General features: G+C 68.7%; 13 protein-coding genes. All 13 read left to right on the plus strand.

What is annotated here, in order from left to right:
• Window positions 1-99: 99 nt before the first annotated feature.
• The 13 genes from ACFXA3_RS08835 (at window position 100) to ACFXA3_RS08895 (ending at window position 12,434) form a co-directional block, all read left to right on the plus strand.
• Entirely contained in the window at window positions 100-747 is a 648-nt protein-coding gene (locus tag ACFXA3_RS08835; RefSeq protein WP_385183949.1) for an L-threonylcarbamoyladenylate synthase, read from the plus strand.
• Window positions 744-1,400 carry a protein-tyrosine-phosphatase gene (locus tag ACFXA3_RS08840; RefSeq protein ID WP_385183951.1) on the plus strand — a complete coding sequence of 219 codons (657 nt, stop codon included), beginning with the start codon at window positions 744-746 and terminating at the stop codon, window positions 1,398-1,400. Before ACFXA3_RS08835 ends, ACFXA3_RS08840 begins: the two co-directional genes overlap by 4 nt.
• A gap of 240 nt (window positions 1,401-1,640) precedes the next feature.
• Window positions 1,641-2,870, plus strand: a complete 1,230-nt coding sequence (glyA, locus tag ACFXA3_RS08845; RefSeq protein WP_385183954.1) for a serine hydroxymethyltransferase — start codon at window positions 1,641-1,643, stop codon at window positions 2,868-2,870.
• A gap of 116 nt (window positions 2,871-2,986) precedes the next feature.
• Complete coding sequence (locus ACFXA3_RS08850; RefSeq protein ID WP_385183956.1) at window positions 2,987-4,309, plus strand: MraY family glycosyltransferase; 1,323 nt, start codon at window positions 2,987-2,989, stop codon at window positions 4,307-4,309.
• Between the two features lie 284 nt (window positions 4,310-4,593).
• Window positions 4,594-5,031, plus strand: a complete 438-nt coding sequence (locus tag ACFXA3_RS08855) for a hypothetical protein (protein WP_385183958.1) — start codon at window positions 4,594-4,596, stop codon at window positions 5,029-5,031.
• Between the two features lie 225 nt (window positions 5,032-5,256).
• Window positions 5,257-6,081 (plus strand): F0F1 ATP synthase subunit A, encoded by an 825-nt coding sequence (gene atpB, locus ACFXA3_RS08860; protein ID WP_385183961.1) that lies wholly within the window; start codon window positions 5,257-5,259, stop codon window positions 6,079-6,081.
• Window positions 6,082-6,157: 76 nt separating this feature from the next.
• Complete coding sequence (locus ACFXA3_RS08865; protein WP_030153776.1) at window positions 6,158-6,394, plus strand: ATP synthase subunit C; 237 nt, start codon at window positions 6,158-6,160, stop codon at window positions 6,392-6,394.
• A gap of 50 nt (window positions 6,395-6,444) precedes the next feature.
• Window positions 6,445-6,975, plus strand: a complete 531-nt coding sequence (locus ACFXA3_RS08870) for a F0F1 ATP synthase subunit B (protein ID WP_385183981.1) — start codon at window positions 6,445-6,447, stop codon at window positions 6,973-6,975.
• The gene (locus tag ACFXA3_RS08875) at window positions 6,972-7,787 is read left to right on the plus strand and encodes a F0F1 ATP synthase subunit delta (RefSeq protein WP_385183964.1); all 816 of its coding nucleotides are present in this window, start codon (window positions 6,972-6,974) and stop codon (window positions 7,785-7,787) included. The genes ACFXA3_RS08870 and ACFXA3_RS08875 overlap by 4 nt, the downstream gene beginning before the upstream one ends.
• A gap of 132 nt (window positions 7,788-7,919) precedes the next feature.
• On the plus strand, window positions 7,920-9,515 hold the full coding sequence (gene atpA, locus ACFXA3_RS08880; RefSeq protein WP_030857153.1) for a F0F1 ATP synthase subunit alpha: 1,596 nt from the start codon (window positions 7,920-7,922) through the stop codon (window positions 9,513-9,515).
• A 20-nt stretch (window positions 9,516-9,535) separates the two neighbouring features.
• Window positions 9,536-10,453, plus strand: a complete 918-nt coding sequence (locus ACFXA3_RS08885) for a F0F1 ATP synthase subunit gamma (protein WP_229336442.1) — start codon at window positions 9,536-9,538, stop codon at window positions 10,451-10,453.
• Entirely contained in the window at window positions 10,453-11,895 is a 1,443-nt protein-coding gene (gene atpD / locus ACFXA3_RS08890; protein WP_385183968.1) for a F0F1 ATP synthase subunit beta, read from the plus strand. The genes ACFXA3_RS08885 and atpD overlap by 1 nt, the downstream gene beginning before the upstream one ends.
• Window positions 11,896-12,059: 164 nt before the next feature.
• Window positions 12,060-12,434 carry a F0F1 ATP synthase subunit epsilon gene (locus tag ACFXA3_RS08895; RefSeq protein WP_008738187.1) on the plus strand — a complete coding sequence of 125 codons (375 nt, stop codon included), beginning with the start codon at window positions 12,060-12,062 and terminating at the stop codon, window positions 12,432-12,434.
• Window positions 12,435-12,521 lie beyond the last annotated feature (87 nt).

Here is a 12,521-nt window from a genome sequence, read left to right on the forward strand (position 1 = left end):
ACCACAACAACCCCCCCCCAAACCCCACCCCCCGCAAGGCCCAGCCGACACGCCCGCGACCCACCCCTCCACCCCCCTGCTGCACGAGGAGTCACGCTGATGGCCCGGCGATACGACTGCAACGACGCGACGGACCGCAAGACGGGCCTGCGTGAAGCCGCATCCGCCGTGCGCCGCGGCGAGCTCGTCGTGCTGCCCACCGACACCCTCTACGGGATCGGCGCGGACGCCTTCAGCGCGGAGGCCGTCGGCGACCTGCTCGCCGCCAAGGGGCGCGGCCGCAACATGCCGACCCCGGTGCTCATCGGCTCCCCGAACACCCTCCACGGGCTCGTCACGGACTTCTCCGAGCAGGCCTGGGAACTCGTCGACGCCTTCTGGCCGGGCGGCCTGACCCTCGTCGCCAAGCACCAGCCCTCGCTGGCGTGGGACCTGGGGGAGACCCGCGGGACCGTCGCCGTCCGCATGCCCCTGCACCCCGTCGCGATCGAGCTGCTCACCGAGGTCGGGCCGATGGCCGTGTCCTCGGCCAACCTGACCGGGCACCCGGCGCCGGAGGACTGCGACGCGGCCCGCGCGATGCTCGGCGACTCGGTGTCCGTGTACCTGGACGGCGGCCCGACCCCGAACACGCTGCCGTCGTCGATCGTCGACGTCACCGGGAAGGTGCCCGTCCTGCTGCGCGAGGGGGCGCTGACCGCGGAGCAGCTGCGGGAGGTCGTACCCGACCTTGAGGTGGCTCCGTGAGCCCTCAGGGGCGTGGCATAGCAAGCGGGCACTCCCCGGCGGCCGCCGGAGGGGACACCTTCCGCATCCTCCACGTCAGCACCGGCAACGTCTGCCGCTCGCCGATCACCGAGCGGCTGACCCGGCATGCGCTGGCGCACCGGCTGGGCGGCCTTCCGGCTGGCGACCTGATCGTGGAGAGCGCGGGGACCTGGGGCCACGAGGGTGCGCCGATGGAGGCGAACGCGGCCGCCGTGCTCGCCGACTTCGGCGCGGACGCCTCCGGGTTCACCGGGCGGGAGCTGCTCGACGAGCACGTCATACGGGCGGACCTGGTCCTGACGGCCACCCGCGACCACCGGGCCCAGGTCATCTCGATGGGGCACTCGGCGGGCCTGCGGACCTTCACGCTGAAGGAGTTCACCCGACTGGTTCGGGCCATAGATCCGGCCACTTTGCCGCCCCTGGACGGCGGGGTGGCCGAGCGGGCGCGGGCCCTGGTACGGGCCGCGGCCGCACTGCGCGGCTGGCTGCTGGCCCCCTCGCCCGACGCGGACGAGGTCTACGACCCGTACGGGGCGCCGATCACCTTCTTCCGCTCCATCGGCGACGAGATCAACCAGGCGCTGGACCCGGTCGTCACGGCGCTGACGGGCGTCACCGCTTCCCGCTGACGGTGGCCGGCCGGAGGCCGGCGCGGCGCAGCGAAGCCGGGGAGGCCCCCTGGGGCCGATCGGTGCGAGGGGCGCCATCGGGAGGGGCCGGCCAGGCGCTGGACCCGGTCGTCACGGCCCTGACGGGCGTCACCGCTTCCCGATGACGCGACCCGCACCCCGCTCGGAGCGACCGGCGGGCGGGAACCGGGGGGCGGGCCTACAGTGGCGAGTACCGGGACAGCCCACTGGAGTCGCGCCATGAGCGTCATCACCCCGCCGCCGGACCTGCTGCGGCAGCAGGATCCGCAGATGGCCGACGTGCTCGCGGGCGAGGCGCAGCGCCAGGCCACGACACTGCAGCTGATCGCCGCCGAGAACTTCACCTCGCCCGCCGTGCTCGCGGCGCTCGGCTCGGCGCTGGCCAACAAGTACGCCGAGGGCTATCCCGGTGCGCGCTACCACGGCGGCTGCGAGTACGCCGACCTCGCCGAGGGACTGGCCGCCGAGCGGGCCCGGGCGCTCTTCGGCGTCGAGCACGCCAACGTGCAGCCGCATTCCGGTTCCGCCGCGGTACTGGCCGCGTACGCGGCGCTGCTGCGGCCCGGGGACACCGTGCTGGCGATGGGGCTCTCGTACGGGGGGCACCTCACGCACGGCTCGCCCGCCAACTTCTCCGGCCGGTGGTTCGACTTCGTCGGGTACGGGGTCGACGCCGAGAGCGGCCTGATCGACTACCGGCAGGTGCAGGAGCTGGCGCGGATGCACCGGCCCAAGGCGATCGTCTGCGGGTCGATCTCGTACCCGCGGCACCCCGAGTACTCGGTGTTCCGGGAGATCGCCGACGAGGTCGGGGCGTACCTCATCGCGGACGCCGCGCATCCCATCGGGCTCGTCGCGGGCGGGGCGGCGCCCAGCCCCGTCCCGTACGCCGACATCGTCTGCGCGACCACCCACAAGGTGCTGCGCGGCCCGCGCGGCGGGATGGTGCTGTGCGGTGCCGAGTTCGCCGAGCGGATCGACCGGGCGGTGTTCCCCTTCACGCAGGGCGGCGCGCAGATGCACACCATCGCCGCCAAGGCGGTGGCCTTCGGCGAGGCCGCGGCGCCGGCGTTCACCACGTACGCCCACCGGGTGGTGGCCAATGCGCGGGCGCTGGCCGGTGAGCTGGAGGCCCACGGTTTCGCGGTCACGACGGGCGGCACCGACACCCATCTGATCACTGCTGACCCGGCGCCGCTCGGCATCGACGGCCCGGCCGCCCGCGGCCGCCTGGCCGCCGCCGGGATCGTGCTGGACACCTGCGCGCTCCCGTACGGGGACCAGCGGGGGATCCGGCTCGGTACGGCCGCCGTCACGACCCAGGGCATGCGGGAGCCGGAGATGGCACGGATCGCCGAGCTGTTCACCGCGGTACTGCGCGGGGCGGGGACGGGTATCCGCGCAGAAGTGGCCGAGCTGACGCGGGGATTTCCCCCGTACGGTGAGTAATCAGGACAAACAGGGTGTACCGCAACCGGGGTAGCGCACCCTCGCGTCCTCGGTGAGGGGTACATCGCAGCTAATGTGTGGGGCTGAGATGGCCGGCGATACATCTGGGGCAGCCCGTGCGTGAATATCTGCTGACGCTTTGCGTCACGGTCGCGGTGACCTATCTGCTCACCGGGCCCGTGCGGAAGTTCGCGATCGCGGCCGGTGCGATGCCGGAGATCCGCGCCCGCGACGTGCACCGCGAGCCCACCCCGCGGCTCGGCGGCATCGCCATGTTCGGCGGACTGTGCGCGGGACTGCTGGTCGCCGACCACCTGCGCAACCTCAACGGCGTCTTCGAGCTGTCGAACGAACCGCGGGCGCTGCTCTCCGGAGCCGCCCTGATCTGGCTGATCGGCGTGCTCGACGACAAGTTCGAGATCGACGCCCTGATCAAGCTCGGTGCGCAGATGATCGCCGCCGGCGTGATGGTCATGCAGGGCCTGACCATGCTGTGGATCCCCGTCCCGGGCATCGGGACGGTCGCGCTGACCCAGTGGCAGGGCAACCTGCTCACCGTGGCCCTCGTCGTGATCACCATCAACGCGGTGAACTTCGTGGACGGGCTCGACGGTCTGGCGGCCGGCATGGTCTGCATCGCCGCCACGGCGTTCTTCCTCTACTCGTACCGGATCTGGTTCGGCTACGGCATCGAGGCCGCGGCGCCGGCGACCCTGTTCGCCGCGATCCTGATGGGCATGTGCCTCGGCTTCCTGCCGCACAACATGCATCCGGCGCGGATCTTCATGGGCGATTCCGGATCGATGCTCATCGGCCTGGTGCTCGCCGCCTCCGCGATTTCGATCACCGGGCAGGTGGACCCGGACACCATGGCGCTGTTCGCCGGCGGTGAGCGCAATGCGACGCACGCGATGCTCCCGGTCTTCATTCCGCTTCTGCTCCCGCTGACGATCATCGCGATCCCGATGGCGGACCTGATCCTGGCCATCGTGCGGCGTACCTGGAAGGGCCAGTCGCCTTTCGCGGCGGACCGCGGGCACCTGCACCACCGGCTGCTGGAACTCGGGCATTCGCACAGCCGCGCGGTGCTGATCATGTACTTCTGGTCGGGCCTGATCGCCTTCGGAGCGGTGGCCTATTCGGTGCACTCCGCCTCGATGTGGATCGTGCTCGCCATCGTCGCGCTGAGCGCGGTGGGCCTGGTCCTGCTGCTCCTGCCGCGCTTCACCCCGCGCGCCCCGCGCTGGGCCGAGGGTCTGGTCCCGCCGCGCTACCGGCACGCCGAGCGCGCCGCGGAGGCGGCCGCCCTGGACGCCTCGGGCCGCGAGCCGGAGCCCGCCGGGCCGATCAAGGTCGGTGTCTCGGGCGTCAACGGAGCGACCGCCGTAGGCCCCCGTTCGCGCTTCCCCGACCGGCGTAAGGCAGAGTCGACGCGCTGACGGCCGCGGTACATGTCGGACATGGAGTGCCTTTAGCACACACAACGACGGGTTGTCGCGCACACACGGGCGGGTTCACTCTCATGTGTGACAGTCGGCACACCCACCAGGTAAAGCTCTCATCAAATAGTTTGTGATACCGTTCACTAAACCCGGCGACAGAGCCGAAGGACCGTAGTGCGACGGTCCATTGGCCCGAGGCTCGATCTCGGACCGGGTCTACGCTCGTCCCGTACGAGTCCCGTACGAGTCCGTGCCCCCACCACCACGCGGAGCAACCCGCCATGCGGTCAGATGACGTCCGATCCCTTCTGCACGCCGCTGTACCCACAGCTGCCGCCGGCGCTCTCGCCGCCGTCATCAGCGCCGTGGTCGCGGGCGGCAAGGGGGCTCTCGGGGCCGTCATTGCCACGCTGCTGGTGATGCTGTTCATGGGCATCGGATTCGTCGTTCTGCAACGCACTGCGAAATCACTGCCGCACTTGTTCCAGGCCATGGGGCTGATGCTCTACACGGCCCAGATCCTGCTGCTCTTCGTCTTTCTCGCCGTGTTCAAGAACACGACGCTGTTCAACCCCCGGGCATTCGCGATCACGCTCGTCGCCACCACCCTCGTGTGGATCGGTGCTCAGACGCGTGCTCACATGAAGGCCAAGATCCTGTATGTCGAACCGGACTCGACGAAGGGCGACAAGCCCGAAAATTCGGGGCCGAAGTCGTGAGGGGTAGGGCCGGGATAAGCGAGCGTTCGAGATGCTGCTATCGTCCGGTTCCAACTGCGGCAATGCGGGCGCGGGCATCTGAGCTGACGCCTGTTCCATCGCGAGGCTCGATGCCTGATCGCCGCCCCCACACCCGTAACACCAGTCCAGTGCCGAACAGCGGCTGTGCGCCGCGCCGACACAACGAGGTTGCCGTACCTATGCGCCACGCTGAAGGAGCCCGCGGTGAGTGCTGACCTGACGCAGGTGCTCGCTTTCGAGACCGACTGTCACATCTTCGACGGATGTGGCTTCCCCGGTCCGGGCCTGCACTCGTTCCTCTTCGAGCCGCTGTGGGGCGAACCCGGCCTGACCAGTGTGTACTTCAACAAGCCGATGCTGCTGGCCCTCCTGGGCTCGCTGATCATCGTCGGCTTCTTCTGGGCCGCCTTCCGCAAGCCGAAGGTCGTCCCGGGCAAGCTCCAGATGGTCGCCGAGGCCGGCTACGACTTCGTGCGCCGCGGCATCGTCTACGAGACGCTGGGCAAGAAGGAGGGCGAGAAGTACGTCCCCTTCATGGTGTCGCTGTTCTTCTTCGTCTGGGTCCTGAACGTCTGGTCGATCGTCCCCGTGGCCCAGTTCCCGGTGACCGCGATCATCGCGTACCCGGCGGCCCTCGCGGCGATCGTCTACATCATCTGGATGTCGGTGACGTTCAAGCGTCACGGCTTCGTCGGCGGCTTCAAGAACCTGACCGGCTACGACAAGTCGCTCGGCGCCGTTCTGCCCCTCGTCATGATCATCGAGTTCTTCTCGAACGTCCTGGTGCGCCCGTTCACCCACGCGGTCCGACTGTTCGCGAACATGTTCGCCGGTCACACCCTGCTGCTGCTGTTCACCATCGCCAGCTGGTACCTGCTGAACGGGATCGGGATCGCCTACGCGGGCGTCTCGTTCGTCATGGTCATCGTCATGACGGCCTTCGAGCTCTTCATCCAGGCTGTCCAGGCCTACGTCTTCGTCCTCCTGGCCTGCAGCTTCATCCAGGGCGCGCTCGCCGAGCACCACTGAGTCCCGCCCTCCCCCAAACCCCCTGTCGTCCGGTGGCCAACCCCCACCGGTCCGTGAAAGAGAAGGAAGAACTGGCATGTCCCAGATCCTCGCTGCCGCCGATGGCGTCACCGGCTCCCTCAGCTCCGTTGGTTACGGTCTCGCGGCCATCGGCCCGGGTGTCGGCGTCGGCATCATCTTCGGTAACGGCACGCAGGCTCTCGCCCGTCAGCCCGAGGCTGCCGGTCTGATCCGCGCCAACCAGATCCTCGGCTTCGCCTTCTGTGAGGCGCTCGCCCTCATCGGTCTGGTCATGCCGTTCGTCTACAGCTGACGAACCGCGACCACTAGTCCGATTAGACGAAAGGCACTGATGTGAACCTCATGGTTCTGGCGGCCGAGACGGAAAACCCGCTCTTCCCGCCGATCCCCGAGCTCGTCATCGGTCTGATCGCCTTCGTCATCGTCTTCGGTTTCCTCGCGAAGAAGCTCCTTCCGAACATCAACAAGGTTCTGGACGAGCGCCGCGAGCAGATCGAGGGCGGTATCGAGAAGGCTGAGGCCGCTCAGACCGAGGCCCAGAGCGTGCTGGAGCAGTACAAGGCCCAGCTCGCCGAAGCCCGGCACGAGGCCGCGCGCCTGCGCCAGGAAGCGCTGGAGCAGGGCACTGCGCTCAAGGAAGAACTGCGCGCAGAGGGCCAGCGGCAGCGTGAGGAGATCATCGCTGCCGGCCACGCCCAGATCGAGGCCGACCGCAAGGCCGCCTCTCAGGCGCTGCGCCAGGACGTGGGCAAGCTCGCCACCGACCTGGCCGGCAAGCTCGTCGGCGAGTCCCTCGAGGACGCCGCCCGGCAGAGCCGCACGATCGACCGCTTCCTCAGCGAGCTCGAGGAGAAGGCCGAGGCGGCCCGATGAACGGAGCGAGCCGCGAGGCGCTGGCCTCCGCGCGCGAGCGTCTCGACGTGCTGATGGACAACACGTCCGTCGACGCGTCGAAGCTCGCCGGTGAGCTGGCAGCCGTCACCGCGCTGCTCGACCGTGAGGTCTCGCTGCGTCGGGTCATCACGGACCCGGCGCAGTCCGGCGAGGCCAAGGCCGAGCTGGTCGGCCGGCTGCTGTCCGGTCAGGTGGGCGGGGAAACCCTCGACCTGCTGTCCGGCATGGCGCGGTCGCGCTGGTCGCAGTCCCGCGACCTGGTGGACTCGCTGGAGGAGCTGGCGGCCACCGCCGACCTCACGGCGGCCCAGCAGGGTGGCGCGCTCGACAACGTCGAGGACGAGATCTTCCGCTTCGGCCGGATCGTCGCCTCGAACACCGAGCTGCGTGCCGCGCTGACCGACCGTGGCGCCACCGCCTCCGCCAAGAGCGAGCTGCTGCGCAGCCTGCTCGGCGGCAAGGCGAACGCCGTCACCGAGCGTCTGGTCGCACGTCTCGTCACGCACCCGCGTGGACGTAGCCTGGAAGCGGGACTGGAGTCCCTTTCCAAGCTCGCCGCCGAGCGCCGTGACCGCATGGTCGCCACCGTGACCACCGCGGTTCCGCTCAGCGACGTGCAGAAGCAGCGTCTCGGCGCGGTGCTGGCCAAGCTGTACGGCCGCCAGATGCACCTGAACCTCGACGTGGACCCCGCGGTCCTCGGCGGGATCACGGTGCGGGTCGGCGACGAGGTCATCGACGGCACCATCGCGGACCGCCTCGCAGAGGCGACCCGCCGCATGGCCGGCTGACCTCAGCCAGCAATAGAACAAAAGCATTCCTAGCGGCCCGGTTGGGCCGTGCAGAACTTGCAGAAGATTCCTGGGGGTCGCCCCCAGACCCCTAAGAAGCTTCAGGCCCAACAAGGAGAGCAGGGAACCCAGATGGCGGAGCTCACGATCCGGCCGGAGGAGATCCGGGACGCACTGGAGAACTTTGTCCAGTCGTACCAGCCGGACGCGGCCTCGCGCGAGGAGGTCGGAACGGTCAGCGTTGCCGGCGACGGCATCGCGAAGGTGGAGGGCCTGCCCTCCGCCATGGCGAACGAGCTGCTGAAGTTCGAGGACGGCACCCTCGGTCTCGCCCTCAACCTCGAGGAGCGCGAGATCGGTGCGGTCGTCCTCGGCGAGTTCAGCGGTATCGAGGAGGGCCAGCCGGTGCAGCGCACCGGTGAGGTGCTCTCCGTCGGCGTCGGCGAGGGCTACCTCGGCCGTGTCGTCGACCCGCTCGGCAACCCGATCGACGGTCTCGGCGAGATCGCGACCGAAGGCCGTCGCGCCCTGGAGCTTCAGGCTCCGGGCGTCATGGTCCGCAAGTCGGTGCACGAGCCGATGCAGACCGGCTACAAGGCCATCGACGCCATGGTGCCCGTCGGCCGTGGCCAGCGTCAGCTGATCATCGGCGACCGTCAGACCGGCAAGACCGCTCTGGCCGTCGACACGATCATCAACCAGCGCGACAACTGGCGCTCCGGCGACGTGAACAAGCAGGTCCGCTGCATCTACGTCGCCATCGGCCAGAAGGGCTCGACCATCGCGTCCGTTCGCGGCGCCCTGGAAGACGCCGGTGCGCTCGAGTACACGACGATCGTCGCCGCCCCGGCGTCCGACCCGGCCGGCTTCAAGTACCTGGCGCCGTACACCGGTTCCGCCATCGGCCAGCACTGGATGTACGCCGGCAAGCACGTCCTGATCATCTTCGACGACCTGTCGAAGCAGGCCGACGCCTACCGCGCCGTGTCGCTGCTGCTGCGCCGCCCGCCGGGCCGTGAGGCCTACCCGGGTGACGTCTTCTACCTGCACTCCCGTCTGCTGGAGCGCTGCGCGAAGCTCTCCGACGACATGGGCGCCGGTTCGATGACCGGTCTGCCGATCGTCGAGACCAAGGCGAACGACGTGTCGGCGTTCATCCCGACCAACGTCATCTCCATCACCGACGGCCAGTGCTTCCTGGAGTCCGACCTGTTCAACGCGGGCCAGCGCCCGGCGCTGAACGTCGGTATCTCGGTCTCCCGCGTCGGTGGCTCGGCCCAGCACAAGGCCATGAAGCAGGTTTCCGGCCGTCTGCGCCTGGACCTCGCCCAGTACCGTGAGCTGGAGGCGTTCGCCGCCTTCGGTTCCGACCTGGACGCCGCGTCGAAGGCTTCGCTGGAGCGCGGCAAGCGCCTGGTCGAGCTGCTGAAGCAGGGCCAGTACCAGCCGATGCCCGTCGAGGAGCAGGTCGTCTCCGTCTGGGCCGGCACCACCGGCAAGATGGACGACGTCCCGGTCAACGACATCCGTCGCTTCGAGTCGGAGCTGCTGGAGCACCTGCGCCGTGAGCGCAAGGACCTCCTGACCTCCATCGCGGACGGCGGCAAGATGTCGGACGACACCCTGTCCTCCATCGCGGACGCCATCGCCGGCTTCAAGCGCCAGTTCGAGACCTCGGACGGCAAGCTCCTGGGCGAGGACGCACCGGCCGTCAACGTCTCCAAGTGACGACGGAAGGGACCTGACTCATGGGAGCGCAGCTCCGGGTCTACAAGCGTCGCATCCGTGCCATCACGGCGACCAAGAAGATCACCAAGGCGATGGAGATGATCGCCGCCTCGCGCATCGTCAAGGCGCAGCGCAAGGTGGCGGCGTCGATGCCGTACGCGACCGAGCTCACCCGTGCGGTGACCGCGGTGGCGACCGGTTCGAACACCAAGCACGCCCTGACGACCGAGGTCGAGCAGCCGAGCCGTGCCGCGATCGTGCTCATCACGAGCGACCGCGGTCTGGCCGGCGGCTACTCCTCCAACGCCATCAAGCAGGCGGAGCGGCTCACCGAGCGGCTGCGCGGCGAGGGCAAGGAGGTCGACACCTACATCGTCGGCCGTAAGGGTCTGGCCTACTACGGCTTCCGCGAGCGCAAGGTCGCGGATTCGTGGACCGGCTTCACCGACAGCCCGGCCTACGCCGACGCCAAGCGCGTCGCCGGGCCGCTGATCGAAGCCATCCAGACGGAGACGGCCGAGGGTGGCGTCGACGAGCTGCACATCGTCTACACGGAATTCGTGTCGATGATGACGCAGAACCCGGTCGACGGCCGGATGCTGCCGCTCAGCCTCGACGAGGCTGTGGAGGAGAGCGGTACGAAGGGCGAGATCCTTCCGCTGTTCGACTTCGAGCCGTCGGCGGAGGACGTCCTCGACGCCCTTCTGCCGCGCTACGTCGAAAGCCGTATCTACAACGCACTGCTGCAGTCGGCCGCTTCCGAGCACGCCGCCCGCCGCCGCGCGATGAAGGCGGCGACCGATAACGCCGGAGACCTCATCAAGAGCCTCTCCCGGCTTGCCAACGCGGCCCGCCAGGCCGAAATCACCCAGGAAATCAGCGAGATCGTCGGTGGCGCCAGCGCCATGGCCGACGCGACCGCGGGGAGTGACAAGTAATGACGACCTCTGTTGAGACGGCCGCCGCCTCGGGCCGCGTCGCCCGGGTCATCGGCCCGGTCGTCGACGTGGAGTTCCCCGTCGACGCGATGCCCGACATCTACAACGCACTGACGGTCCAGGTCGCCGACCCGGCCGAGGACGGCGCGCTGAAGACCCTGACCCTCGAGGTCGCGCAGCACCTGGGTGACGGCCTCGTCCGTACCATCTCGATGCAGCCGACCGACGGCCTGGTCCGCCAGGCCCCGGTGACCGACACGGGCGAGGGCATCACCGTCCCCGTCGGTGACTTCACCAAGGGCAAGGTCTTCAACACCCTCGGTGAGGTGCTGAACTACCCGGAGGAGAACGCCAACGTCACCGAGCGCTGGCCGATCCACCGCAAGGCGCCCCGCTTCGACGAGCTCGAGTCGAAGACCGAGATGTTCGAGACCGGCGTCAAGGTCATCGACCTTCTCACCCCGTACGTCAAGGGTGGAAAGATCGGTCTGTTCGGTGGTGCCGGTGTCGGCAAGACCGTTCTGATCCAGGAAATGATCTACCGCGTCGCCAACAACCACGACGGTGTGTCGGTGTTCGCGGGCGTCGGTGAGCGTACCCGTGAGGGCAACGACCTCATCGAGGAAATGGCCGACTCCGGCGTCATCGACAAGACGGCGCTCGTCTTCGGCCAGATGGACGAGCCCCCGGGCACCCGTCTTCGCGTCGCCCTGGCCGGTCTGACCATGGCGGAGTACTTCCGCGATGTGCAGAAGCAGGACGTGCTCTTCTTCATCGACAACATCTTCCGTTACACCCAGGCCGGTTCGGAGGTGTCGACCCTTCTGGGCCGCATGCCGTCCGCCGTGGGTTACCAGCCGAACCTGGCTGACGAGATGGGTCTGCTGCAGGAGCGCATCACCTCGACCCGCGGTCACTCGATCACCTCGATGCAGGCGATCTACGTCCCCGCGGACGACCTGACCGACCCGGCGCCGGCCACCACCTTCGCCCACCTCGACGCGACGACGGTTCTCTCCCGTCCGATCTCCGAGAAGGGCATCTACCCGGCCGTGGACCCGCTGGACTCGACGTCCCGCATCCTCGACCCGCGGTACATCGCGGCGGACCACTACGCCACGGCGATGCGCGTCAAGGGGATCCTGCAGAAGTACAAGGACCTCCAGGACATCATCGCGATCCTCGGTATCGACGAGCTGGGCGAGGAGGACAAGCTCGTTGTCCACCGTGCCCGTCGCGTCGAGCGCTTCCTGTCGCAGAACACCCACGTCGCCAAGCAGTTCACCGGCGTGGACGGTTCGGACGTTCCGCTCGACGAGTCGATCACCGCGTTCAACGCGATCTGCGACGGTGACTACGACCACTTCCCCGAGCAGGCGTTCTTCCTGTGCGGTGGCATCGAGGACCTGAAGGCCAACGCCAAGGAGCTGGGCGTCTCCTGATCCGGCGCGCTCCGTACGGAGCGCATCCGGTTCGCAGGCGCCGGCGCACGCCGGCAGTGTCTGCAGACGGAGAGGGGCGGGTGTGTCCCGTCCCTCTCCCCACGCCCATTAGAATTTGACCCAACACCCGGCTGACCCGCCGGGTGGTGACCCGAGGAGCCACCTTGGCTGCTGAGCTGCACGTCGAGCTGGTCGCGGCGGACCGCAATGTCTGGTCCGGCGAGGCCACCCTGGTCGTCGCCCGCACCACGTCCGGCGACATCGGCGTCATGCCCGGTCACCAGCCGCTTCTCGGTGTGCTGGAATCGGGCCCGGTGACCATCCGTACCAGCGAGGGCAACACTGTCGTCGCCGCGGTGCACGGCGGATTCATCTCGTTCGCGGACAACAAGCTGTCCCTGCTGGCCGAGATCGCCGAGCTCGCCGACGAGATTGACGTCCAGCGGGCGGAGCGGGCACTGGAGCGCGCGAAGTCGGAGGCCGATGCGGCCGCCGAGCGTCGCGCCGATGTCCGGCTGCGCGCGGTCACGGGGCACTGAGCCCCGTACCGAACACGTTTTATACCACACCCCCGGTCCCGTCTCTTATAAACAACAGAACCAGCCCCCGCAAAAGATATAGTTAAA

The organism is Streptomyces sp. NPDC059456 (assembly GCF_042750055.1).
In the GTDB taxonomy this organism is placed as follows: Bacteria; Actinomycetota; Actinomycetes; order Streptomycetales; family Streptomycetaceae; genus Streptomyces.